This window comes from Cellulomonas soli, from assembly GCF_013409305.1.
In the GTDB taxonomy this organism is placed as follows: domain Bacteria; phylum Actinomycetota; class Actinomycetes; order Actinomycetales; family Cellulomonadaceae; genus Cellulomonas; species Cellulomonas soli.
Window position 1 is genome coordinate 1,005,544 of sequence record NZ_JACBZJ010000001.1, and the last position, 23,926, is coordinate 1,029,469.

Here is a 23,926-nt window from a genome sequence, read left to right on the forward strand (position 1 = left end):
GATCCGGAGGTTACCGTGCGGGCCGCCGGACCACGTAGGGCTCCCGGCCGCGGCGCGTCCCGCCCGACGCGCCGATCCGCCCCTGGTGCGTGGAATGTCGCAAACCGGGGCCCCACCGCCTACCCTTCGACTGTCCGCCACCCTCGTCCCGACGCACGAACCGACCGTAAGAGCCCACCCAGCACGTGAGGTCCAGGTGACGTCTGCCGTCCGTCGGCGCTGGTCGCTCCCGCGGTACTTCGCGGTCGTGAGCGTCCTGGCGATGGGGGCGCTCGGCGTCGCGCTGGTGTGGGTCACGTCCTCGGTCATGACGACCCAGGCGCTGCGCGACGGCACCGCGATGGCCACCGCGGTCAGCTCGTACGCGACGGCGAGCGTGCCCGCGGACGCGTTCGCGGTCACCGGGGTCCTGTCCGGGGCGCAGACCGACGCGGTCGAACGGGCGATCGCCGGCTTCGGCGACCGGCTCATCGAGGTGCGGCTGTGGACCGCGGACGGCGTCCTGCTGTTCAGCTCGGTCGACCGGGTCACCACGGGCTTCCCCGACGGGGACCGCCTGGACCGCGTGATGGCCTCCGGGGACCCGGACGCCCGGGTTCTGGTGGACGTCAGCGGAGAGGCGACGAGCGCGGCGGACGTCGGCGGCACCGAGCGCGACGTGCTCGACGTCTACACGCCCGTGCGGGTCTCCGACACGGCCGGCGCCGACGCCGGGTCGACTCTGCAGCCCGACGACATGGTCGGCGCCGCGGAGATCCTCCTCGACCACACCGAGACGTCCGCGGCCCTCGCCGACGCGGTGCGCACGGTCACGCTCGTCGTGGCCGGCGGGCTCCTCGCCCTGTTCCTGCTGCTGTTCCGCACCGTGATGACGACGTCCCGGCGCCTGCAGTCGACCGCCCTGGAGAACGCCCGGCTGGCGCTGCTCGACTCGCTCACCGGCCTGCCGAACCGGCGTCTGCTGGCCGACCGCATGCGTCGGGCCATCCTCGACGCGAGCCGCGACGACACCCGTGTCGGGCTCATGCTGCTGGACATCGACCGGTTCAAGGACATCAACGACTCGCTCGGCCACGACCGTGGCGACGAGCTGCTCGAGCAGGTCGCCGCCCGGCTGCGCGGTGCGCTGCGGCACGAGGACGTGGTCGCCCGGCTCGGCGGCGACGAGTTCGCGATCCTGCTCCCCGACGTGCGGTCCGTGGCCAACGCCGAACGCCTCGCGCAGCGGGTGCGGCACCTGTTCGTGCCGCCGTTCACGCTCGGCGAGCTCCCGCTGCACGTCGACACGTCGGTCGGCGTCGCCTGCCTGCCCGACCACGCCGACGACGCGTCCTCGCTCATGCGCACCGCGGACATCGCCATGTACGCGGCGAAGAACCACCGCATGGGCGTCGCGGTGTACTCCCCGGACGAGGACGACTCCTCGCCGGCCCGCCTCGTCCTGCTCGGCGACCTGCACCGGGCCCTCGCGCCCGAGCCGGGCAGCACGCCCGAGCTCGAGATGCACTACCAGCCGAAGGTCGCGCTGGCCTCGGGCCGGACGGTGGGCTTCGAGGCGCTCATGCGCTGGCGGCACCCCACCCGCGGCATGATCGCGCCGACGATCTTCGTGCCGCTGGCCGAGCAGTCGGGCCTCATCCACGACGTCACGCGGTTCGCCCTGACCGAGTGCGTGACCCAGCTCGCGCGGTGGCGTCGCGAGGGACACGACATCCCCGTCGCGGTGAACCTGTCAGCGCACGACGTGACGACCTCGCAGGTGGTCGACCTCATCGAGCAGCTGCTCACCGACCACGCGGTGCCCGCCTCGCTCCTCGAGGTCGAGATCACCGAGACGGCGCTCGTCGCCGACCGCTCCCGGGTGGTCCCGGTCCTCGAACGTCTCGGCGAGCTCGGCGTGCGCGTCGCGATCGACGACTTCGGCATCGGGAACACCTCGATCTCACAGCTGCGCGACCTGCCCGTCGACGAGCTGAAGATCGACCGGCTGTTCGTCTCGGACCTGCGCGAGGGCGGGCGGGACGGTGCGGAGGTCGTCGTGCAGGCCATGGTCGACCTGGCGCACTCGTTCGGGCTGCGGGTCGTCGCCGAGGGCGTCGAGGACGAGTACATCGCCCGCATGCTGCGCGGTCTGGGCGTCGACCACGCGCAGGGCTTCCTGTACTCCGCGGCGGTCCCGGCCGACCAGGTGCCCGAGGTGCGTGCCTCCGCCGGCCGACGCCGGACCCGCGACGACGACGCCGCGCGGACCCCGGCGGCGAGCGTCGGCCGCAGCGCAGAACCGACACGTCGGACGGACCGCCCGGTCTGACGCAAGACGACCGAGCGGGCACAACCGGGCACGAGTCACGACGAGTCGACACGGAACGCTCAAGTCCGGCGAGTCGCCGTCCGATACCTACACTTTGAGCACCATCGTGGTGCCCCTCGGGGTCCCGCACCCGTTCCACGCACAGCACCACGGCCCGAGGAGGGCACCCGCAGTGATCGACGACCTGCTCCAGGAGATGATCGACCCCGCCCCGGCGCCGCGTGACAAGCCGCGTCGACGCCGCATGTGGGCGACCGTGGCGATCGTGGGCCTGTCGGTCGTCGGCGCCACCTCCCTGACCACCTCGGCGCTGTTCACCGACAACGACACCGTGCAGGCCGGGATCATGTCCGGCACGGTCGACCTCGCGAGCGGGATCGGCACGTTCGACTTCCCGGCCGAGGGGCTCGCGCCCGGTGGCGCGACGGTCGCCCCGATCACCGTGTCGAACGACGGCTCGCTCGCGCTGCGGTACGCGGTGCGGTACTCGGCCGTCGCCGGCACGCCCGGCACGACCAACCCCGACCTGGAGACCCCGGCGGCCACCGGCTCGCTGCAGGACGTCCTCTCGCTCAGCCTCTACGCGCTCGACGCGGCTGCCTGCACGGTGCAGGGCACCGCCGCGGCGACCCCGATCGCGTCGACCGGGTTCGGTCTGGCGGGCACCGACTCCGCCCTGCTCGGCGACGTCGCCCAGGGCGCGCAGGAGGGTGACCGGGCGCTCGCCGCACTCACCGGCGAGCCGCTGTGCGCGCGCGTCGACTTCGACCCGGCGGCCGGCAACGAGTACCAGAACACGGCCTCGGACATCACGATCCGTTTCGTCGCCGAGCAGACGGTCAACAACTGAGCCGATGACCCGGGCCCGTCGGCAGACGCCGACCGTCGAGCGACGGCGGGTGGAGAACCGCCGCCGGACCCGGCGACCCCGGGAGGGCGCGCGGCCCTGGTGGCTGCGGGGGGTCACGGCGGTCCTGTGGACGGTCGTCGTGGTGTGCGGGCTGGCCTACGCGACGTCCTTGGCCGTCCCGCTCTGGTTCCAGGTGCACCAGCAGCGCCTGCTCGTGGTCACCTCGGGCTCCATGGCCCCGACGTTCAAGGCCGGCGACGCGGTCGTCCTGCGGCGCATCACCGACCCGTCCCAGCTCAAGGTCGGTCAGGTCGTCTCGTTCTGGCCAGTGGGCTCGCAGTCGCTGGTCACGCACCGTGTGGTCGAGCTGCACATGCTGCCGCAGCTCGAGGCGGACCGGGTGGACCCGACGCGGTCCGTGCCGGTCCTCGACGACGCCGGGGAGCAGGTCGAGAACCCGTACATCGTGACCAAGGGCGACGCGAACCCCGAACGGGATCCCAACGCGACGCCGCTGACCCGCGTGCGCGGCGTCGTCCTGGCGGTGCACCAGGGCTGGGGGTGGGTGCTGCAGTGGGCCGGTTCCGCGCGAGGTCGGGCCGTGATGCTCGTGCCGCCGTTGCTGTCCCTGGCGACGCTGGAGATCATGGCGGTGGTGGGTGCGCGACGACGCCGCCCGCCCGCGGACTCACGACCTGCCGACGACGGGAGGGCCTTCGATGACCTCCTCCTCGACTGACGCCCGCCGGCGGCGCACGGAACGCAGCACCTGGGTCCGGATGGGTGCGGCGCTGCTCCTCGGGCTGCTCGCCCTCGCCGGCCCGGCGCTGGCACCGACGGGCTCCACGGGCGCCGTCTTCGTCGACGAGGCACCCGTGACGACCGGCGTCACGACGGCGCCGACGTTCGCACCGACCCCGTGACCGCGGGGAGCACCATCGTGAAGGTCGTGCCCTCGTCGACCCGGCTCGTCACCTCGAGCCGCCCGCCGTGCCCCGTGACGATCGCGTGCGTGATGGCCAGCCCCAGCCCGAAGCCCGGCAGCGCCCGGCGGGTCGCGGTCGACGCCCGGTAGAAGTCCTCGGTGAGGTGCGTGACCTCGTCCGGCGGGATCCCGATGCCGGTGTCGGTCACCTGGACCTCGGCCTGCTGCTGCCCGATCGGGCCGCGTGCGCGCCGCACCGCGACCGTGACCGTGCCGCCCGAGGGCGTGAACTTGATCGCGTTGGACAGCAGGTTGTCGACGGCCTGCGCGAGCCGGCCCGCGTCGCCGTCGATCATCACCACGGGATCGGTGTGCGCCTCGAGCTCCACCCCGGCCGCCTGCGCCGCCGGCACCGCCGTCTGCACGGAGGCCCGCACGACGTCACCGAGGTCGATCCGGGCGCGCTGGACGGCGAACCGGCCGGCGCGCACCTGGGCGGTCAGCAGCAGGTCGCCGACGAGCCGCAGCTGGTGGCGCGCGTTGCGCTCGATGACGTCGAGGTAGCCCACCTGCTCCGCGGTCAGCGGGTCGGACTCGTCGCGCAGCAGCTCGACGTAGCCGAGGACCGAGGCGATCGGGGTGCGCAGCTCGTGGCTGACGAGCGAGACGAACCGCTCCTTGAGCCGGTCGGTCTCGCGCTCGGCGGTCACGTCGGCCGCGACGACGACGTAGCCGGCCGAGCGCGGGTCGGTGTCGGCACGCCGGGTGACCGCCAGGCGCACGGTGATCGGCGAGCCGTCGCGGCGCACGTAGGTCCAGTCGCGCACCTCCGGTCGGCCGGCGAGCGCGGGCGCGACGAGCGCCTCGAGCAGGAAGCGGGGGTTGTCGACCTCGCCGTCCTCGTGGAACAGCTCGGCCCGCCGGGCCACGAGCTCGGCACGCAGGTGGAGGTCGGTGAGCCTCATGAGCCCGACGACGTCGGCGCGGGCGTACCCGAGGAGCTTCTCGGCCCCGGGGTTGAAGACGTCGACGAGCCCGTCCTCGTCGGCGGCGATGATCGCCTGCTCGGTCACGGCGTCGAACACCGACAGCAGCATGTCCCGGCTCGCCCGACGGTCGGCGGCCACACGCGCCAGCTCGACGGCGTCCGCGCGCATGCGCTCGAGCAGCGCGTCCTGCATGCGCCGCAGGGTCGCCAACGTCTCGGTGCGGGCGCGCAGCCGCTCGGTGAGGCCGTTGACCGTGTAGGCGACGACGAGCACGACGAGCGGGACGAACACCGCGCGCACCACCAGGATCGTGGTGATCATGGTGTCGGTGGTGCCCAGGACCAGCGGGATGGCGATGATCCCGGCGGCACCGATCGCGGCCACGGCCACGCCCCGCCGACCGCGTCGGGCCGCGAGGTCGACCACCGGCAGCACCATGATCAGCGCGAACGGCGAGGCCGGCCCGCCGGTGCCGACGCGCAGGAAGCCGACCGCGAGCATCTGCACCAGGGGCGGCACGTAGAGCGTCCAGTCGGGCCAACGCCGCCACGGCAGCGCAAACGCCGCCGCGGTCTCGAGCCCGACGAGCACGGCACCGATCGCGACGAGCCCGGGGTCCGGCACCGCGATCGCGGGGAGCAGCAGGGTGAGCAGGGCGATGACGTACAGGACGGTGAACGGCACCTGTCGCTCGACGATCGAGGCCTCCTCGGCCCACCACCGGGTGAGCCGGGCGAACGGGCTGTCGGAGGCAGGGCCGCGGGCCGCCCACTCGTTCATGCCAGGACCGTCCGGAGCACGAGCGCCAGGCCGGTCAGCGCCGCGGCGAGCGCGGCGACGACCAGCACGCGGCGCTCGTGGCGCGCGTTGGTGTCGATCTCGTCCTGCAACACCTCGGGGGTGAGGGTCGCCCAGTCGGCGGCCTGCGCCGAGGGGACCGCCGTCGAGCGGTGCGTGCCGCGGGTCATCCGACCACCCGTCCCGTCTTCTCGGTCTTGTCCCAGACTGCTGCCGCGCCCCGGGCCTGCTTGACGTACGCGTCGAGCGTGATGGCGCACAGCACGGGGCCGAAGCCCACCACGTACAGCAGCACGCCGGCGACGTGCCGGCCACCGGGCAGCCGCTCGACCTGCTTGAGCAGCCACGCGAGCACCATGGTCAGCACCGACCAGGAGTAGATCGTCAGCAGCCAGACCTCCCGGCCGACCGGCGTCATCTGCAGGCCGAACAGCGCGGGCAGACGCACCTCGAGCAGGTCGGGGAACCAGGCGGCGACCATGATGACGAGCGAGCCGATCCCCGGGAACGTGATGCCCTGGAACCAGGTGCGCCGCCCGGTCACCGGGTCGAGCATCAGCGTGGTCGCCGTGATGAACACGTACGCGGTGATCGCGACCCACCACAGCACCCGGAACACCTCGGTGGCCGTCACGGAGTCGAGCAGGTGCAGCCCGACGAGCCCGACGGCGGCGAGGGTCATCGCGACGGGCAGCAGGTACACGGCGAACCAGATGAGCCCGAACAGCACCGAGCCGAGCCGATGGTCGCGCGACGGCCGGAACCACACGTCACGGAACCGGGAGGTGATCTGCACGTTCCCGCGGGCCCAGCGCACGCGCTGCTTCCACAGGGCGTTGATGGTCTCGGGCTCCTCGGCCAGGACGACGGCGTCGGGCTCGAAGACGACCCGGCGCCCGTCGAGCTGGGTGAGGAACGTCATGAACGTGTCCTCGGCGAGCGTGGTGGTGTCGATCCGGCCGCCGATGGCCTCGAGGTTGGTGCGCGAGTGCAGCTGGGCGCCGCCGGCCAGGCAGGCCATGGCGCCGAGCACGTTCTGGGCCCGACGGGCGGCGGACTGGGCGGTGACGTACTCGTAGCCGATGAAACGGGCCAGCGTCCCGGGTCGACCCGAGCCCTCGCGGATGAACCCGGTGACCGCGCCGACGCGTTCGTCGGCCAGGTGCCGGGTCATCCGGCGCAGCGAGTCGGGGCGGTAGATGACGTCGGCGTCCATGATGAGCAGCGCCTGCATCCAGTCGTCCGCGAGGGCGACGGCGATGCCGTGGTTGAGCGTGTGCGCCTTGCCCTGCCCGCCCTGCTCGCGGCGCAGGTGGACGACACGACCGGGGAAGCGGGCGACCGCGGCCTGCACGACCTGGGGCGTGCCGTCGGTGCTGGCGTCGTCGACGACGTAGACGCGCAGCCGGTCGGGCGGGTACTCGAGCGCCATGAGCCGGTCGACCGACGCCCCGATGACGGCCGCCTCGTTCCACGCCGGGATGATCACGACGACCCGGGGCAGGTACGGCGCGGCGTGCCGCAGGTGGTTGCGGACACCGTGCACCGGCACGAGCGCGTACTGCACGAGCCCGGCGAACACGGGCATGGCACCGATGCCGACGCACAGGACGAGCGCGGTGACGAGCAGCGCGTGCCAGGTGTCGCTCATGCGTCCAGGGCGCCCAGCCACCGGTACGTGCCGACGTCGCCCGCGTGGTGGGCGTCGGTGGAGGCCACGAGCTCGACTCCGGCCGCGGCCCAGCGGGTCCGGGCGCGCGGGCCCGGGCAGCGCCACTTCTCGTTGACCTCGACGGGTGTCCCCGTCGCGACGGCGGCGGCGGCCAGCGCGTCGAGGTGCTCGTCGCTGACGTCGTCCTCGGACAGGCCGATCTTGGGCAGCAGGGAGAACGGGTGCGCGACCTGCGCGCGGCCGACGCGGTGCATCGCGCGGACGGTCGCGGTGACGAGCAGGTCGAGCACGTCGCTCGCGGCCAGCCCGGCGGCCATGCGCTCGCGGGTCGTGCGCGGGCTCCACGGCCCGTCGGGTCCGGGCAGCTGGTGGTCGGCGAGCAGCACCCGGTCGGGCCCGTCGGGTCGGCCGAGCGCGGCGAGGACCTCCGGCGGGGCGTCGACCGCGCCGGAGGCGTCGAGGATCTTGGCCTCGACCCCGGTGAGCACGGTGAGGCCGTCGACGGGCGGCAGGCCGCGCACGACGGCGAGGAACGAGGGCACGTAGGTGGTCGAGACGCGCACGTGGTCGACCATGCGCACCGTGCGCAGCCCGGCGCGCGCGGCGGCCTCGAGGTTCTCGACGGGCGCGCTGACGGCGTCGTCGGAGAACGTCGAGTGCACGTGGTGGTCCCCGGTGAGGGAGGGGCGTGCGGGCCGGGCCGGGCCGACCGCGGTGCCGTCCGGGGTGCTCATCGAGCGGGCAGGATCGCGTCGACGGGCAGGAAGACGTCCTCGAGGTAGCGCACGTTGGCGGTCTCGGTGAAGTCGACGTGCGCGGGCAGCGGCCGGCCGAGGACGGCGTCGAGCACGAGCGAGGGCATGTCGACGCCCGAGGCGATCGTCAGCGGCATCGCCCCGGGGAACCGCGGGTTGACCTCGAGGAGCGCCGGCACCCCGTCGGCGTCCCGCTTGAGCTGCACGTTCGCGACCGTCGTGAGCCCGACGGCCCGGGCGACGGCGGTGGCGGTCGCGACGAGCTCGTCGTCGTGCAGGGTGACGCCGGCGACGGCGACCCCGGAGTCGACGCGCAGCCGGGCCCGGGGTACCGCCGCGACGACGTTCCCGTCGAGGTCGGCGAGCACGTCGACCGAGTACTCCTCGCCGGGCAGCAGCTCCTGCACGAGCAGGTCCTCCTCGGCGTGCACGGCGTCCAGCGTCGTCTCGTCGGGCACCTCCCGCACGCCGCGCGACCCGGCGCCGCGCCGCGGCTTGACGATCACGGGGTAGTCCCAGCCGCTGACGGCCTGCGGCGTGCCGACGAGCTCGGTGCGCGGCACGCGGACGGTCCGGGCGCACGCGCGGGCGAGCGCGAGCTTGTCCAGGCAGGTCTCGAGCGTGGCGAGCGAGGGCGAGGCGACGACCGTGCCTGCGGTGGCGAACGCGTCGCGGGCCGCGGCGATGCGGGGCAGCTCGACGTCGACGGTCGGGAACAGCACGTCGACACGGTCGTCGCGGCACATCGCCTGCACGACCTCGACGAAGTCCTCGGCCCGTCCGGCCGGCACCAGGCGCCGGTGCTCCGGCTCGACGAGGTAGATGCCGCTGGCCCAGCGGTCCATGTCGGCGGCGAGCACGACGACGTCGTCCCGACGCAGCAGCGAGCGGATGATCGCGACACCGGCCGGTCCACCGGCCCCGGTCACGAGCACCCGTGTCGGTTCGGTGGTGGTCATCGTCCCCCCGTGGGTGCGCTGTGGTCGTGGTCGTCGGCGGTCGTGCCGACCTGGGCGGCCCGGGCGGTGCTGGGCAGCGCGGCCATCCGGATCATCTCGAGCGGTTCGGCGTGCTCGGACGTGGAGAACCGCGACCAGTAACGCGTGGTCGCCCGGACCAGGTCGGGGGCCATGTAGTCGCGGTGCGCCTGCGAGGCGTAGGCGGCGAGCATGGCGAGCTTGGTCTCCACGAAGTCGTCGACGGGGACGAACCGGGTGGGCCGGAAGTCGATCGTGGACGACGGGCTCTGGAAGCAGCCGACGGACGCGACCCGCCGGGCGGCGACGTCGACGGCCTGGTGCACGGCGCGGTGGTCCTGGTGCCGGTCGTGCGCGCTGTGCGTGTAGACGATCGTGGGGGCCACCTCGCGCACGACCTGCTCGACCGTCGTGATGAGCCCGGGGTCGGTGCCGAGCCGGGTGTCGGGGTGGTCGTGCAGGAACAGGCGCGCGCCGACGAGCGCGGCGGAGGCGAGCGCCTCGCCGCGTCGGGCCTCGACGGTGCCGCCGACCGCCCCGCAGGAGAGCGTGAGGATGACGACGGCGTCGCCGTTGGCGTGGTGCGAGGCGAGGGTGGCGCCGATCCCGATCTCGACGTCGTCGGGGTGCGCGCCGACCGCGAGGACGACCTCGTGATGGAGTTCCTGCCGGCGGCGGCGGCCCGCGCGGGCGACCGTGCCGATGCGGTCGACGAGGGTGGCGGCCGCGACGGGTTTGGTGAGGAACTCGTCGGCGTCGCGGCGCAGCGCCTCGACGGCGTAGTCGACGCTGGCGAACGCGGTCATGACGACGACCGGGAGGCCGGGGCGTCGGGCGCGCAGCTCGGTGAGCAGGTCGAGGCCGGACATGCCGGGCAGCTGGATGTCGGTGACGACCGCGTCGAACACGGTGCGGTCGACCTCGGCGAGCGCGGAGATCGGGTCGTGCACGACGACGACGTCCATGCCGCCACGGCGGGTGAGCACCGTGCGGACGTACTCGGCCGCGTCGGGCTCGTCCTCGACGACGAGGACCCGCAGCTGCTCGGTCACGCACCACCTCCGCAGGGGCGCGGCCGACCGGTGTCGCGCCCTGTCTCGCTTGTCCCGCCCTGCGGTCACGGTAACGGGAGGCCCTCCGGCGCGCCTCGGACGCGCCCGGAGCGCCGACAGCGGTGAGCTGTGACGCAGGTCGCACGTGCGGCGGGGGAATACGGGCCGAAGGTCCCCCGTTGAGGCGCGAGTACATGCAAACGCATCGATCTTGTGAGGCATGAGATGCAGTTCGGGATCTTCACCGTCAGCGACGTCACCACCGACCCCACGACCGGCCGCACCCCGGACGACACCGAGCGCGTCCGCAACATCCTCACGATCGCCCGGCACGCCGACGAGGCCGGCCTCGACGTCTTCGCGACCGGCGAGCACCACAACCCGCCGTTCGTCGCCTCGTCCCCCACGACGATGCTCGGCTACCTCGCGGGCGTGACGAAGAACATCACGCTGTCGACCGCGACCACCCTCATCACCACCAACGACCCGGTCCGCATCGCCGAGGAGTACGCGATGCTCCAGGTGATCAGCGACGGCCGCATGGACCTCATGCTCGGCCGCGGCAACACCGGCCCGGTCTACCCGTGGTTCGGGCAGGACATCCGCCAGGGCCTGCCGCTCGCCGTCGAGAACTACGCGCTGGTCCGCCGCCTCTGGGAGGAGGAGGTCGTCGACTGGTCCGGCAAGTTCCGCACCCCGCTGCAGGGCTTCACCTCGACCCCGCGCCCGCTCGACGGCGTCCCGCCGTTCGTCTGGCACGGCTCGATCCGCACCCCCGAGATCGCCGAGCAGGCCGCGTTCTACGGCGACGGGTTCCTGCACAACGCGATCTTCTGGCCCATGAGCCACACCAAGCAGATGGTCCGCTACTACCGCCAGCGGTACGAGCACCACGGGCACGGCCGCGCCGACCAGGCCATCGTCGGGCTCGGCGGGCAGGTGTTCATCCGCAAGGACGCGCAGAAGGCTCGCGACGAGTTCCGCCCCTACTTCGACAACGCACCCGTCTACGGGCACGGCCCCTCGATGGAGGACTTCACGCGCGAGACGCCGCTCACCGTCGGCTCGCCGCAGCAGGTCATCGACCGGTACGGGAAGTTCCGCGAGGAGGTCGGCGACTACCAGCGCCAGCTGTTCCTCATCGACCACGCCGGCCTGCCGCTCAAGACCGTGCTTGAGCAGATCGACCTGCTGGCCGAGGAGGTCGTGCCCGTGCTGCGCCGCGAGGCCGAGTCCGCCCGCCCCGCGCACGTGCCCGCCAACCCGCCCACGCACGCCGAGCGCGTGGCCGCCGCCCGCGCCGCCGGCCAGGTGCACACCCAGACCGTCGCCGCCGGCGACCACTGGACCGGCAAGACCGCCGAGGACGACCTGGAGGCCGCGCAGGCCGCCACCCCCGCCGCCCGCCCCGGCGCCGCGTTCGGCCTCTGACCCACCCGACCACCCACGACACCCCCCTCGACCCGAGAGAAGGACCCCGATGAGCGACCGCCGTCTCGTCGTCATCTCCGCCGGACTGTCCCAGCCCAGCTCCACCCGCCTGCTCGCCGACCGCCTCACCGAGGCCACCGCCGCCGAGCTCGCCGCCCGCGGGCACACCGCACAGGTCGAGGTCGTCGAGCTGCGCGACCTCGCGCACGCCGTCGTCGACGCCACGCTCACCGGGTTCCCCACCGGCGCGCTGGCCGACGCGATCGCCGCGATCACCGCCGCCGACGGCATCATCGCCGTCACGCCCATCTACACCGCGTCCTACTCCGGGCTCTTCAAGTCGTTCGTCGACATCCTCGACAAGGACGCCCTGGCCGGCGTGCCCGTGCTGCTCGGCGCGACCGGCGGCACGCCGCGGCACTCCCTCGCGATCGACTTCGCGCTGCGACCCCTGTTCGGCTACCTGCACGCCGACGTCACCGGCACCTCGGTGTTCGCCGCGACCGACGACTGGGCCGACGCGGGCGGCGACCAGACCAACCCGCTGCCCGAGCGCATCCGTCGGGCCGGGCGCGAGCTCGCCGAGACCGTCGCCGACCGGGAGCCCTCCGCGCCCGTCGGGCTCTACGACGCCGTCCCCTCGTTCGAGCAGCTGCTCGGGGGCGCCTGACCTCGCCGCCCGGGTGTCCACAGGGGGCCCGCGTGACACACGGAGTGTCCTGATACGGTGCCCGACGCTCCTGGACGTCCACGGAAATGCGAGCTCGATGACCTTCGCCGTTGACACCGACGTGCTGCGCTCCACGGCCGAGGGCCATGCGTGAGGACCGAACCGTGCCCAAGACCGTCGGGGTCACGCTGGGTGCGTTGCTCGTCGCGGTGCCTTCGCTCGCGGGGTGCAGCTCGAGCGATGCACCCGAGAGCACGCCTTTCACGGTGGCGTACACCGCGGACGACGGAACGAACGTCACCGTCGAGATCGCACCGGTCGACCCGCACTGCTCGGTGTTCGGTGACGCGTGGTCGTATCTGGGGATCGAGGGAGACGCGGGCGTCGGCGGGCTGATCCCGATCGATGCCACGTCTCCGAGCTCCGCGGTCACCGCACAGCTCGGGGACGGACTCACCTTCCTGTCCCAGGAGCGACCGGCCGCGAACGAGGACGGGTTCGTGGCCACGGACCTGGCCGGGCGCGTCGCCATGCTCGAGGACGACGGGAGCTATGCCACCGTGTCGGAGGACGCGAGCATCAGCGGGACGTTCACCTGCTGATGGGCAACCTGAAGGCCTACTCCTCCGCCGTCGCCGTGACGGCCATCGGTGCCATCTCCCTGATCGGCAACGCCGCGATCGGCGCATGGTGGGGCGTTCTCGTCTCGCTCGTGATCCTGGGCTTCGGCGGCGCCGCCCTGGTCGCGCTGCGGCAGGACGGCTCGCCGGAGGCGCAGAGGCGGACCCGGCGAGTGAAGATGGCGAGCGCCATCGGCGTCGTCGTGCTGATCATCGTCTCGTCACTGGTGCGACTGCTGCAGATCTGACCGAGCGGCCCCGCAGACCCGCATGCCGCCGGACGGGTGAGGGTCATGTCCGATTCGTCCCATTGTCAGTAGGCTCCCGGCATGGTGCCGACCCTGTCCCCCTCCGCCCTCGCCCATGACGCGCTGACCTGGTGGGAGCAGTGGGGGCCGAGCATCGCCCCGCTCCTCGGCGCCCTCATCGTCGCCCTCGTCGTCTCCCGTGCCGTGCGCCGCAGCGCCGACCAGTCCGACGAGACCGTCGAGCACGCCGAGGACGTCTGGCGCGACATCACGTTGCGGCACGCGGCGCACGTCGCCGAGCGTGCCGAACGGTCCGCCGCGCTCAAGGCCCTCGTGCAGGCCACCAGCGAGCTGCTGCGCGCCACCGACTCCGTGCTGTGGGCCACCACCCAGGCCGTCAGCGCGGGCCGACCCCTCAGCGCCGGGGATCACGGTCAGTCCCTGCGCGTGCACGAGGAGGTGCACCTGGTCTTCCGGATGGCCCGCAGCACCGCCGGCATCTACACCGGGACCGCCGTGGTCGACGCCGCCAACCGGGCCGAGCAGTGGTGCTCCGACGTCCTCGACCGGGTCGGCAGCGACCCGATGAACCTCGAGCTGGTCGCCATGCAGCGCCAGTTCCTGGAGACCGAGGGTGACCGCGAGCTCACCCGGCTCGTCGAGCTGGTGCGCCGCGACCTCGACCTGGTCGGCGCGCCCGTGCGCGGACGCATCGCCGCCGAGGCGCGCGCCTGACGCACGACGCACGCACCGGGTTCCTCGGCGACCTCGGCTACGGGCGCTGCGGGCTCGTCATCGTCGCGATGGTCTCGCCGGTGTCCATGTCCACCACGGCGATCGAGCCGGTCGGCCAGTCGGCGGAGGGCACGGGCGCGTAGGTGTCGTCCGGCCCGCAGGTCGCGCGGTCCCAGCTCGAGATCACCGCCCCGGTGTCCGTGTCGACGAGCGCCACACGCGGGTGCTCCCGCAGCTGCTCGGGCCACCGCGCCGGATCGGTGAGGACGTTCCCGTCGGCGTCCGCAGGGGACGAGCTCCACCAGCCCTCGACGTCACCGGGCGCCGAATCCGTCACGTGGAACTCGGCGCACAGGCTCGGCGAGGGCGCAGGCGCGACCGTCTGCGTCACCGCGCTCGCCGCGGTCGGCGCGGTCGGCGACCCGACGGACTCGCGAGCGCACCCGCCGAGAACGAGCCCGCCTACTCCCAGACCGACCACGATCGCGACGCGCACGCCCGTCCGTGACGCACCGGCCACTCCCACCCCGTGCTCCCCTGAGTGGGACGGGATGAGTCGCCACGACCGACGGTCGGCGGATCTCATGTGCTGCGCGTCGGGTCGGGTGCGCACACCACGACCGGGATCGTGCGCGAGGTGCGACCGCGGTAGCGCTCGTAGCCCGGGTTGGCGGCCGTGACCAGGCCCCACAGGCGCACGCGCTCCTCGCCCTCGGCGACGCGGGCCACCATCGGCAGCACCTCGTGGCCGCGCTGGACGGTCACGTGCGGGTCGGCGACGAGGTTGAGGAACCAGGCCGGGTCGTGCGCGGCGCCGCCGTTCGAGGCGACCAGCACGACCGCGTCGCCGTCGGGCGTCCCCGCGAGCGGGATCGTGCGCGGCTGCCCCGACCTGCGGCCCGTGGTCGTCAGCAGGATCTGCCGGATGCCCGCCATGCGGCCGCCCAGACGCCCGCCCGTCGCCCGGTAGAGCGCCGCGTGCGCGCGCACGAACATCTTCTGACCTGCTCCGACAGCCACGTCCGTCAGCCTAGGCCGCCACCGGGCGCTGCGGGACGGGCCCGTCGACGGACTGCTCGGTCCACCGCTCGGTCGACGCCCGCCTGCGACGCCCGCCTGCGGCCCCGCAGGAGGCCTCGCACGGCTACGGTGGCGGACGACGCCCGTCCGCAACGACGCGAGAGGCCACCGGTGCCCACCGATCCGCAGCGAGACCAGCACCAGCACCGACAAGGCCGGGGCGCGTGAGCGCGCGGGAGATCACCACGCCGGTGACCCTGTGCCGCCCCGACGGCCGGCTCGACCCGGACGCCGTCGGCTGGACGCGCAGACCGCTGCACGACACCTCCGGGATCGGGCGCGGCCGGTACGGCTGGGGGCGCACCAAGCGCTGGGAGTACTGGGCGGTGATGACGCCGACCCACGTGGTCTCGCTGACGATCTCCGACATCGACTACGCCGGGGTGCACGAGCTGTGGGTGCTCGACCGCGCGACGGGTGCTGAGGTCCGCACGCCGACGGTCGTGCCGTTCGCCCGGGGCGTCAGGCTTCCCGCACGGCTCGGCGAGGGACCGGCCCGTGCCCACGCGCGCGGCCTCGACCTGGCGATCGACGAGGTGCCGGACGGCACCCGGCTGCGCGGCCGCTCGGCCCGGATCGAGCTGGACGTGCTCGCCGCCCGACCCGACGGGCACGAGTGCCTGGGGGTCGTCGTGCCGTGGTCCGAGCGTCTGTTCCAGTACACCGTCAAGGACGTCGCCCGGCCCGCGCAGGGCTGGTTCGTCGTCGACGGCGTGCGGCGCGAGCTTCCGGCCGGGTCGTCCTGGGCGGTGCTCGACCACGGGCGCGGCCGCTGGCCGTACCGGATGCGCTGGCACTGGGGCGCCGGTTCGGGCGTGCACGACGGACGGGTCATCGGCGTGCAGGTCGGCGGGCGGTGGACCGACGGGACCGGGTCGACCGAGAACGCGCTCCTCGTCGACGGCCGGCTGCACAAGAACGACGACGAGCTGGTCTGGGAGCACGACCCCGCCGAACCGCTCGCACCCTGGCGGATCCACGGGCCGCACGCCGACCTGGCGTTCACGCCCACCCACGACCACGCGACGCGCACGAACATGCTGCTCGTCGCCCAGGAGGCGCACCAGTGCTTCGGCACGTACGCCGGCTGGATGACCGACGAGCACGGCACGCGGGTCGCCTTCGCCGGGATCGACGGCTGGGCCGAGGACGTGCGCAACCGCTGGTGAGGTGGCGAGGCCGCCGTCAGCCGGCCCGGCGGGCGTGCTCCGCACCGAGCCAGCGCGACATCGCCCAGGGCGCGTACCGGTAGGCGAGCGCGAGCCGACGGGCCGGGGTGGGGAAGGTGATGACCGCCTGGTTGCGCCGCACGCCTCGCAGGACCGCCGCCGCCGCCCGCTCGGCACTGACGGCCTGCGGCGGTGCCGGGGCGCTCAGGTCGCGCTCCCCCAGGATGGGCGTGCCCCAGATCGCGGTCGCCACCTGGCCGGGGCAGACCACGCTCACGCGAACCCCGTGGGCGGCGGCCTCGGGACGCAGGGTCGTCGACAGCCCGACCACCCCGAACTTGGTGGTGTTGTAGAGCGTCTGCATCGGCACGGGCACCAGGCCGGCGATCGACGCGGTGTTGACGATGTGGCCGCCGCCCTGTGCGCGCATGAGGCGGTACGCGGCGTCGGTGCCGTCGATGACGCTGCGCAGGTTCAGCGCCAGGATGCGGTCCCACTGCTGCGCCGTTGCCTCCTCGAAGGGCAGCGTGCCACCGACGCCGGCGTTGTTGAACATCAGGTCCAGCCGGCCGTGCTCGTCCGCGACCCGACGCAGCAGGTCGTCCACGGCACCGCGGTCGGTGACGTCGATCTCGACGGCCTCGGCCTTGGCACCCTGCTCGCGCAGGGCGCGGGCGTGCACCTCGGCCCGTTCGACATCCACGTCGGCGAGCGTCACGACGGCGCCACCTCTGGCCAGATCTCGCGCGATGGCCAGGCCGATACCGGAGGCGCCACCGGTGACGACCGCGCTGCGACTGGCGAAGGTCCGATCAGAGGCGGCCGACGGGTCTGCGGACCGACGCAGTGTGAGCACGGAGCCCATCCTGACGCGTCTGCGACCTGGGCGAAGGCAGTTCCCGCCCCGCTCGTCCGGCACGGCTCGGCCCCGACCGTCGGGACGGACGGTCGGGGCCTTGCGTGGCACCGGGTGTGGCGGGCCCGGCGATCAGCCGGTCAGCTGACGGGGACCGCGACGACCTTGCCGTCGCCGAACACGTCGGTCGAGACGTAGACCGTGCCGTTCGACCACTCGACGCCCGCCGGCTGGTTCAGGGCGAGGAACGTGCTCACGACACCCTTGCGGCTGATCGAGGACACCTCGTTCGCGTACAGCTCGGCGACGAAGACCGTGCCGTCGTCCCGCACCGCCAGGCCGGTCGCGCCGGACAGGCCGGTGGCGAGCAGGGTCACGGTGCCGGTGCGCGGGTCGATGCGGTAGACGGAGCCGATCGAGCCCAGGCTGCCGTCCTCGGGGCCGCCGGGCAGCGACGAGACGTAGAGCTTCCCGTCGGGTCCGCGCTCGACGTCGGTGGGGACGGGCTCGAGGGAGAACGGGTGGCCGACGACGCACGGGTCGAGGCCGAAACCGGCGGCGATCTCGGCGGTCACCTGGACCACCGCTGGGGGCAGCACCGCGACCGTCCGCACGTCGCCGTGCCGGCCGACGGCCAGCAGGGCGTTCGCACCCGCGTCGGCCACGTAGGTGACCTTGCCGACGGTCACCGAGCCGTAGCCGTGCGAGTCGACGGCACCGCTGTAGGGGGCCAGGCCGGGCGGCAGCGTGGCGGCGCACTCCGGCGTGACATCGGTGAACCCGTAGGTCACCGCGCCGTCGGGGTTCGCAGCCTGCTCGTAGGCCAGCAGGTCGACGACCTGGCTGATCGTGCCGTCGGGTGCGCGGCGCATGAGCCGCGAGGCCTGCACGGCCGACTGGTCGCCCTCGCGCTCGGCCCAGGTGACCGCGCCGTCCCCGTTCACCGAGACCGCGGCGATGCCCGGTCCGGCGGCGAGGTCGGTGGGCGCCTGCCCCGGCTGGACGAGCGTGAGGAGCCCCGCGAAGTCCTGGCCGACGTAGAGCGAGGACTTGCGACCGATGTCGAAGGTGAGCGGTCCTGCCAGGTGCTCGGCGGCGGTGACCGGCGTCCCGGCGGTCGGCGTGCCGGGCTTGTGGCCGTGGTGACCCTGGTGGTGCTGACCGCGCCAGGCGTCGGCGAGCGCGCTCGTCGTGCCGTGATGGCCGAAGCCGCTCGTGTCGTCGGCCGAGGCGCCCGCGGCACCGGCGACGAGCAGACCGCCGGCCGCGAGCGCGGCGGTGAGGGTGGTGAGCGTGCGTGACTGCCTCATGCTGGTTCCTCCTCGTCGAGGACCTGCCCGTGGAGACGCCGGCGCCGGTGACGTGCCCGCGGACCCGAGGTCACGCGCGGCGCACGCCGAACGGACAGAACGCCCGGAATCGGGCGCCCGTTCACTATGGGCCCGCTGTGAGCGGGCTGTCCACGGAGCTGTCCAGGTGGCGAGACGTCACAGCTGCGGGACGCACGCCCCGGCCCCCAGCAGCGCCAGGCCCGTGAGGTCACCCGCACCGAGGTCGGCACGGCCTGCGTACGGGTACATCAGCTCGGCCGGGTCGTCCACGTGCCCGAGCCCCACGACGTGCGCGAGCTCGTGCAGCACGATCGCCCGGGCGACCGGCCCGCCGCCCGGCACCGCCATGGCCTGGGTGAACGCCGGCGCGTCGAGCACCACCTGCCCGGTCACGTACACGGCCGGGCCGTCCCCGAACCGCATCGGGACGCTCCCGCCGAGCCCGGCCACGTCCCCGCTCAGGTCCGCGACCTCGCCCTGGTCCGACCACGCGACGAGCACGGGCGCCCAGCGGTCGCCGTACAGGTCCGGTTGGAAGCTCGCCCGTTCCGCCAGCACGGTCTCCGTCGTCTCGCCGTCGTCCACGAACACCAACCCGGTCGTCTGCGACAGCCGCAGGAAGGCCTCGGTGATCATCTGGCGACCGCCGGCCGGCTCGCCCTCGGCGCGCACGACGTAGTGCACCGGACGGCACGGGTCGTAGGCGACCGGGGTCAGCCCGTCGTCCTGCACCGCCATGAACGTGTACGACCCGTTCGGCTGCTCGACCGTCGGCGGCACGCCGAGGGGCTGCTCGGCCTCCTCACGGCCCGCGGTCGGCGCCGGGTCGCCCCACGGTCCGCCCGACCTCCAGGACAGGAACGCCGCGAGGAGCAGCCCCACGAGCACGGACACGACGACGACGCGCACCGTCCCGTGCCGCGGTGCGGGCGGCCCGCCGTGCGGAGGAAGGAACGTCGGCTGGGCGGCGGGCGGCGCGAACGGCGCCGCAGGGCCGGCACCCCACACGAAGCGCGGGTCGCCTCCGCCCGGTCCGATGTCGGACACGCCGCCCCCTCCTCGTGCCTCGGGTGCCATGCGGCACCCCGTGCGGATATCGGCACACGGTGCACTCGGCTGGAGCACCGCCCGGGCAGCCACGCCGCTTGATCGGATCTTGAGGTGGCGAGCGCCGAGCCTTGAGCCCGCGCGCGCACCATGGGAGGAGCGCACGCACCAGGCGGGCGCGCCAGAGAGAGGTCCCGGCGATGATGGGCTACGGGTGGGGCATGGGTGCCGGCGGCTGGGTCGCCATGACGGTCTTCTGGGTCGCGCTCGTCGTGCTCGTCGTGTGGCTGCTGGTGCGGGCGTTCCCGGGAGGCCCCGGGCGCACCGCCGGACCCCACGTCGGCGGCCCGACGCGCGAGACGCCTGAGCAGATCCTCGACAGGCGGTACGCGGCCGGCGAGATCGACCTCGAGACGTACCGCACCATGCGGACCGAGCTTTCCTCCGCGCGGTCGACCGACCGCCCCACGCTCGCGCCTCCCGCGGACGGCGGTGCGCCGTGACCCGGGCCTGGCGGTCCTGGTGGGTGCCCGTCGTCGCGCTCGTCGCACTGCTCGGCTCCCTCGGGTGGATGCTCGCCCAGGGGCACGGGACCGCCGGCTGGGGCCCGACCGTGCGCGGCGACTCGGACGGCTACGGCTCGATGACGGGCAGGGCAGGGCCAGACACCTGGCGGGACACCGGGCCTGGCGCCGGGCCGATGATGCGCGGGCGAGGCTCCGACGGCTCGGCCGAGGGCACGGGCGCCGTCGCCGACCTGTCGGCCGCACGCGCCGCCGCCACCACGTTCGCCCAGGCCCTCGAGGACGGCGCGACGATCGGCGAGGTCATGCTGTTCGAGAACGGCTACTACGCCGAGGTGGTCGACGCCGACGGGCACCTCGCCACCGAGGTGCTGGTGGACCCGGGCACCGGGCAGGTGCAGATCGAGTACGGCCCGGCCCGGATGTGGAACACCCGGTTCGGCATGATGGCGACGGGCAGCACGACCGGCGCCGACGAGGAGCGGATCAGCGCCGCCGAGGCCGAGGCGATCGCCGACACGTGGCTGGCGGCACGCGGCGACCGCACCGCAGGCGAGGCCGAGCACTTCCCCGGCTACTACACGCTGCACGCGCTCCACGACGGGCAGGTCGACGGGATGCTCTCGGTGCACGCCACCACGGGCGACGTCTGGCCGCACACGTGGCACGGTGGGTTCGTGGACCTGTCGGAGGCGCCGTGAGCGAGCCGCGCGGGCGCGTCCTCGTCGTCGAGGACGACCCGGCGATCGCGCACCTCGTGGCGGAGTACCTGACGCACGACGGCTTCCGCGTCGACGTGGCGGACGACGGCGAGGACGGTGTGGAGCTCGCCCGGCAGACCCGGCCCGACGTCGTCGTGCTCGACCTCATGCTCCCCGGGATCGACGGGCTCGAGGTGTGCCGGCGCGTGCGCACGTTCTCCGACGCGTACGTGCTCATGCTCACCGCCCGAGGCGACGAGACCGACCGCGTCATCGGGCTGTCCGTCGGTGCGGACGACTACGTGGTCAAGCCGTTCTCCCCGCGCGAGCTCAGCGCGCGCGTGCAGGCCATGCTGCGCCGCCCGCGCAGCGCCGACGTCGAGCCCGGAACGGTGCGCCGGTTCGGCGACCTGGTGCTCGACCCGCAGGCCAGAGAGGTGAGCGTCCGGGGCGTGCCCGTCGAGCTGACGCGCACCGAGTTCGACGTCCTCGAGGCGCTGTCGGCCCGCCCCCGCGCGGTCGTCGCACGCCGCCGGCTGCTCGAGCACGTCTGGGGCGAGGACTGGTACGGCGACGACCACGTGATCGACGTGCACGTGGCCAACCTGCGCCGCAAGCTCGGCGACGACCCCGCGGCCTCCCGGTACGTCCGCACGGTCCGCGGCGTCGGCTACCGGATGGGCGACGGCACGTGATCGGGCCGCGGGGCGGCCTGGGTGCGCGTCTCCTGCTGGCCCTGCTGCTCGTCGTCCTCGTCGGCGGGGCGACGCTGCTGGTCGTGGCCCTGGCGCTGGCACCCGGGCTGTTCCGGACCCACGTCGAGCAGGCGGTCGGACCAGTCTCCCCCGGGCTCGCCGCGCACCTGGACACCGCGTTCGCCCGGGCGGTCCTGATCTCGCTCGCCGTGGCCGTCACCGCAGCCACCGGGGTCGCGCTCGCGGTGGGCGTCTTCGTCACCCGACGGGCCGTCCGGCCGATCGAGGAGCTGTCCCGGGCGGCTTCGGCGATCGCCGCCGGGGACTACGCCGTCCGGGTGCACGAGGACGGGCTCGGCTCGGAGCTCGCCACCCTGACCCGGGCGTTCAACCGGATGGCGAGCGACCTGGCCGGCACCGAGCGCACGCGCGCGGAGATGCTGCGCGACCTCGCGCACGAGCTGCGCACCCCGCTCACGAGCGTGCGCGGCTACCACGAGGCGATCGCCGACGGCGTGCTGCCCGCCGACCGTGCCACGTTCGCCCGCGTCGACGCCGAGCTGAGCCGTGTCGAGCGTCTGGTGGACGACCTGGACCAGGTCTCACGCGCCGAGGAGCGGCTGCTCGACCTGCGGCTGCAGCCCGTCGACGCCGCCGACCTGGTCGCCGCGACCGCGGACGGGGCACGCGCGACGGCCTCCGAGGCGGGCGTGAGCGTGCTGACCTCGCCACCCGAGGAGCCGGGCACCGACCCGGGCGCCGGCGTCGTGCTCGTCGACCCCGACCGCCTGCACGAGGCGTTGGCGAACCTGGTCACCAACGCGCTGCGGCACACCCCCGCCGGCGGCACGGTTCGCCTGAGCAGCCGCACCCGCGGGCAGGTCGTCGAGCTCACGGTCACGGACACGGGCGAGGGCATCGCCGCCGAGCACCTGCCCCGCGTGCTCGAGCGGTTCTACCGCGTCGACGACGGCCGCTCACGCACCACGGGCGGCAGCGGGATCGGGCTGACGATCACCCGCGCCCTCGTCGAGGCGCACGGCGGCCGGGTCCGCATCGAGAGTGCCGGACCCGGCCACGGCACGACCGCCGTCCTCACGCTGCCCCGGTGGCAGCCCCCGTCGCCTCGCTGAACAGGTCCTCCGGGCAGCCCACGAGGGCCACCTGGTCGAGGATCTTGTCGAGCACCACCGCGCGGTCGAACTGCTCGGCGTGCGCGCGGGCCCGCCGCTCCCAGTCCGCCCGCTCGACCTCCGGCATGGCCAGCACCCGGTCGAGCGCCGCGGCGATCGCGTCCGGGTCCTCGACCGGGACGATGAGCGCGCAGTCGCCGACCGCCTCGCCGATCCCGCCGGTGTCCGTCGTGATCACCGGGCCACCGCCGGACAGCATCTTCTCGACGAGCGCGATCCCGAACGTCTCGACGAACTCCGGACGCGGCTTGCTGGGCAGCGCGAACGCCACGCACCCGGCCATCAGGTGCGCCTTCTCCGCGTCGTCGACGTCGTCGAGGAACCGGATGCGACCGGCAAGCGGCGACTGCGCGGCCCGTGCGTGCAAGGACTCGGCCGCCGGGCCGGTGCCCGCGATCACCAGGTCGACACCCGAGGCCGCGGCGCTGCGCTCGTAGCCCGCGATCAGGTCGTCGACACCCTTCGCCGCGGCCAGACGCGACAGGTAGAGCACGTAGCCGTCCCGCACGAGCCCGCGTCCCGCGAGCACCCGGTCGGTCTCGTCCTCCTCGCGCGCGAGGTACGAGGCGACGTCCACCGCCGGGTACGAGATCCGCACCCGCTCCTCGAGCTGGGCGGCGAACCGGGTGCCGTGCCGGGCGTCGATCGCGGCGGCCTCGGTGACGATCAGGTCGCGCGTGTACGCCGAGACGGCCAGGCACACGTCGTGCTCCAGGTACGCCGACAGCACGTGCGCGGCGGCACCGAACTTGTCCTGCTCGACGCACGCCCGCACGACATTCGTGACGTCCGAGCCCACGGCCTCGGCCACGGTGACCACGTCCACCGGCAGACCCGTGCGCCGGGCGACCTGCACCGCGTCGGCCACCGCCGTGGCGTGCGGGGACAGGTAGAGCGAGAGCGCGACCGTGGGCACGCCGTCGGTGAACAGCTCGACGAGCCGTCCCGTCAGGCCCGCGAGCCAGCGCCCGTCCGGCACCTTGTAGTCACCGACCGGTCCCGGACGCTCGACGACCACACCCTCGCGGTACGGCAGCACGCGGTCCAGGGGCTTGAGCGGCAGGCCCGCCGCCTGCAGGCGGTCGATCGGCCAGGTGACGATGCGGACCTCGTCGAACCCGCGGTCGAGCGCGGCCTCCGCAAGGTTGCGGGCCTCACCGGAGTGGCCGCAGATCACCGGGTCGGCGCGCACGACGACGACGAGCCGGCGACGGGGTGGGCGGGCTGCCTGCGGGGTGGTGTCATCGAGGGGGTTCACGGCGTGCCTCCTGCGCTCGTGCCGGGCGAGTGGTCGGGT

26 protein-coding genes are annotated in these 23,926 nt (G+C 73.8%); 14 read left to right on the forward strand and 12 right to left on the reverse strand.

Features of this window, described 5'->3' with window-relative positions; genetic code table 11:
* The first annotated feature begins 196 nt into the window (after positions 1 to 196).
* From BKA22_RS04560 to BKA22_RS04575, 4 genes are all read left to right on the forward strand, one after another.
* Positions 197 to 2,311: a putative bifunctional diguanylate cyclase/phosphodiesterase gene (locus tag BKA22_RS04560; RefSeq protein WP_223203686.1), complete on the forward strand. Its 2,115-nt coding sequence runs from the start codon at positions 197 to 199 to the stop codon at positions 2,309 to 2,311.
* A 172-nt stretch (positions 2,312 to 2,483) separates the two neighbouring features.
* Entirely contained in the window at positions 2,484 to 3,161 is a 678-nt protein-coding gene (locus BKA22_RS04565; RefSeq protein WP_146954068.1) for a hypothetical protein, read from the forward strand.
* Positions 3,162 to 3,165: 4 nt separating this feature from the next.
* Positions 3,166 to 3,900, forward strand: coding sequence for a signal peptidase I (locus tag BKA22_RS04570; RefSeq protein ID WP_146954069.1), 735 nt, complete (start codon positions 3,166 to 3,168; stop codon positions 3,898 to 3,900).
* Positions 3,881 to 4,084 carry a hypothetical protein gene (locus BKA22_RS04575; RefSeq protein WP_146954070.1) on the forward strand — a complete coding sequence of 68 codons (204 nt, stop codon included), beginning with the start codon at positions 3,881 to 3,883 and terminating at the stop codon, positions 4,082 to 4,084. Before BKA22_RS04570 ends, BKA22_RS04575 begins: the two co-directional genes overlap by 20 nt.
* Here BKA22_RS04575 and BKA22_RS04580 read toward each other — a convergent pair.
* The 6 genes from BKA22_RS04580 to BKA22_RS04605 are packed head-to-tail and all read right to left on the reverse strand — an operon-like array spanning position 4,050 to position 10,329.
* The gene (locus BKA22_RS04580; protein WP_146954071.1) at positions 4,050 to 5,855 is read right to left on the reverse strand and encodes a sensor histidine kinase; all 1,806 of its coding nucleotides are present in this window, start codon (positions 5,853 to 5,855) and stop codon (positions 4,050 to 4,052) included. The genes BKA22_RS04575 and BKA22_RS04580 overlap by 35 nt on opposite strands.
* Positions 5,852 to 6,043, reverse strand: coding sequence for a hypothetical protein (locus BKA22_RS04585; protein WP_146954072.1), 192 nt, complete (start codon positions 6,041 to 6,043; stop codon positions 5,852 to 5,854). Before BKA22_RS04585 ends, BKA22_RS04580 begins: the two co-directional genes overlap by 4 nt.
* A complete protein-coding gene (locus BKA22_RS04590) occupies positions 6,040 to 7,524 on the reverse strand; it encodes a glycosyltransferase family 2 protein (RefSeq protein WP_146954073.1) in 1,485 nt (494 codons plus the stop codon). The genes BKA22_RS04585 and BKA22_RS04590 overlap by 4 nt, the downstream gene beginning before the upstream one ends.
* Positions 7,521 to 8,279, reverse strand: coding sequence for a PHP domain-containing protein (locus BKA22_RS04595; protein ID WP_146954074.1), 759 nt, complete (start codon positions 8,277 to 8,279; stop codon positions 7,521 to 7,523). Before BKA22_RS04595 ends, BKA22_RS04590 begins: the two co-directional genes overlap by 4 nt.
* Positions 8,276 to 9,259, reverse strand: coding sequence for an ATP-grasp domain-containing protein (locus BKA22_RS04600; protein WP_146954075.1), 984 nt, complete (start codon positions 9,257 to 9,259; stop codon positions 8,276 to 8,278). The genes BKA22_RS04595 and BKA22_RS04600 overlap by 4 nt, the downstream gene beginning before the upstream one ends.
* The gene (locus tag BKA22_RS04605; RefSeq protein WP_223203687.1) at positions 9,256 to 10,329 is read right to left on the reverse strand and encodes a response regulator; all 1,074 of its coding nucleotides are present in this window, start codon (positions 10,327 to 10,329) and stop codon (positions 9,256 to 9,258) included. Before BKA22_RS04605 ends, BKA22_RS04600 begins: the two co-directional genes overlap by 4 nt.
* 225 nt (positions 10,330 to 10,554) lie before the next feature.
* On the opposite strand from BKA22_RS04605, the gene BKA22_RS04610 reads away from it, so the two are divergent.
* The 5 genes from BKA22_RS04610 to BKA22_RS04630 all read left to right on the forward strand — a co-directional run bounded on the left by BKA22_RS04610 (position 10,555) and on the right by BKA22_RS04630 (position 14,033).
* Positions 10,555 to 11,760 (forward strand): LLM class flavin-dependent oxidoreductase, encoded by a 1,206-nt coding sequence (locus BKA22_RS04610; protein ID WP_146954077.1) that lies wholly within the window; start codon positions 10,555 to 10,557, stop codon positions 11,758 to 11,760.
* Between the two features lie 49 nt (positions 11,761 to 11,809).
* Positions 11,810 to 12,430, forward strand: coding sequence for a CE1759 family FMN reductase (locus tag BKA22_RS04615; RefSeq protein ID WP_146954078.1), 621 nt, complete (start codon positions 11,810 to 11,812; stop codon positions 12,428 to 12,430).
* 164 nt (positions 12,431 to 12,594) lie between these two features.
* Positions 12,595 to 13,032 (forward strand): hypothetical protein, encoded by a 438-nt coding sequence (locus BKA22_RS04620; protein ID WP_146954079.1) that lies wholly within the window; start codon positions 12,595 to 12,597, stop codon positions 13,030 to 13,032.
* The gene (locus tag BKA22_RS04625) at positions 13,032 to 13,298 is read left to right on the forward strand and encodes a hypothetical protein (protein ID WP_146954080.1); all 267 of its coding nucleotides are present in this window, start codon (positions 13,032 to 13,034) and stop codon (positions 13,296 to 13,298) included. Before BKA22_RS04620 ends, BKA22_RS04625 begins: the two co-directional genes overlap by 1 nt.
* Positions 13,299 to 13,379: 81 nt before the next feature.
* Positions 13,380 to 14,033, forward strand: a complete 654-nt coding sequence (locus BKA22_RS04630) for a hypothetical protein (protein WP_146954081.1) — start codon at positions 13,380 to 13,382, stop codon at positions 14,031 to 14,033.
* Positions 14,034 to 14,070: 37 nt separating this feature from the next.
* Here the strand turns inward: BKA22_RS04630 and BKA22_RS04635 are convergent, their stop codons facing one another.
* A complete protein-coding gene (locus tag BKA22_RS04635; protein WP_146954082.1) occupies positions 14,071 to 14,529 on the reverse strand; it encodes a hypothetical protein in 459 nt (152 codons plus the stop codon).
* Positions 14,530 to 14,615: 86 nt separating this feature from the next.
* Positions 14,616 to 15,053 carry a nitroreductase family deazaflavin-dependent oxidoreductase gene (locus BKA22_RS04640; RefSeq protein WP_218866513.1) on the reverse strand — a complete coding sequence of 146 codons (438 nt, stop codon included), beginning with the start codon at positions 15,051 to 15,053 and terminating at the stop codon, positions 14,616 to 14,618.
* A 224-nt stretch (positions 15,054 to 15,277) separates the two neighbouring features.
* Between BKA22_RS04640 and BKA22_RS04645 the strand changes: the two genes are divergently transcribed.
* Complete coding sequence (locus BKA22_RS04645) at positions 15,278 to 16,282, forward strand: DUF2804 domain-containing protein (RefSeq protein ID WP_146954083.1); 1,005 nt, start codon at positions 15,278 to 15,280, stop codon at positions 16,280 to 16,282.
* 16 nt (positions 16,283 to 16,298) lie between these two features.
* Here the strand turns inward: BKA22_RS04645 and BKA22_RS04650 are convergent, their stop codons facing one another.
* From BKA22_RS04650 to BKA22_RS04660, 3 genes are all read right to left on the reverse strand, one after another.
* Entirely contained in the window at positions 16,299 to 17,147 is an 849-nt protein-coding gene (locus tag BKA22_RS04650) for an SDR family NAD(P)-dependent oxidoreductase (RefSeq protein WP_146954084.1), read from the reverse strand.
* A gap of 131 nt (positions 17,148 to 17,278) precedes the next feature.
* The gene (locus BKA22_RS04655; RefSeq protein ID WP_146954085.1) at positions 17,279 to 18,448 is read right to left on the reverse strand and encodes a ScyD/ScyE family protein; all 1,170 of its coding nucleotides are present in this window, start codon (positions 18,446 to 18,448) and stop codon (positions 17,279 to 17,281) included.
* 177 nt (positions 18,449 to 18,625) lie between these two features.
* Entirely contained in the window at positions 18,626 to 19,516 is an 891-nt protein-coding gene (locus tag BKA22_RS04660) for a zinc metalloprotease (protein ID WP_146954086.1), read from the reverse strand.
* Positions 19,517 to 19,716: 200 nt separating this feature from the next.
* On the opposite strand from BKA22_RS04660, the gene BKA22_RS04665 reads away from it, so the two are divergent.
* The 4 genes from BKA22_RS04665 to BKA22_RS04680 are packed head-to-tail and all read left to right on the forward strand — an operon-like array spanning position 19,717 to position 22,569.
* Positions 19,717 to 20,019: an SHOCT domain-containing protein gene (locus tag BKA22_RS04665; protein ID WP_146954087.1), complete on the forward strand. Its 303-nt coding sequence runs from the start codon at positions 19,717 to 19,719 to the stop codon at positions 20,017 to 20,019.
* Positions 20,016 to 20,741 (forward strand): hypothetical protein, encoded by a 726-nt coding sequence (locus BKA22_RS04670; protein ID WP_146954088.1) that lies wholly within the window; start codon positions 20,016 to 20,018, stop codon positions 20,739 to 20,741. Before BKA22_RS04665 ends, BKA22_RS04670 begins: the two co-directional genes overlap by 4 nt.
* The gene (locus BKA22_RS04675; protein WP_146954089.1) at positions 20,738 to 21,436 is read left to right on the forward strand and encodes a response regulator transcription factor; all 699 of its coding nucleotides are present in this window, start codon (positions 20,738 to 20,740) and stop codon (positions 21,434 to 21,436) included. Before BKA22_RS04670 ends, BKA22_RS04675 begins: the two co-directional genes overlap by 4 nt.
* Positions 21,433 to 22,569 carry a sensor histidine kinase gene (locus BKA22_RS04680; protein ID WP_146954090.1) on the forward strand — a complete coding sequence of 379 codons (1,137 nt, stop codon included), beginning with the start codon at positions 21,433 to 21,435 and terminating at the stop codon, positions 22,567 to 22,569. The genes BKA22_RS04675 and BKA22_RS04680 overlap by 4 nt, the downstream gene beginning before the upstream one ends.
* Here the strand turns inward: BKA22_RS04680 and BKA22_RS19605 are convergent.
* A complete protein-coding gene (locus BKA22_RS19605; protein ID WP_146954091.1) occupies positions 22,532 to 23,887 on the reverse strand; it encodes a glycosyltransferase in 1,356 nt (451 codons plus the stop codon). The two genes, BKA22_RS04680 and BKA22_RS19605, sit on opposite strands and share 38 nt — an antisense overlap.
* Between the last annotated feature and the right edge of the window lie 39 nt (positions 23,888 to 23,926).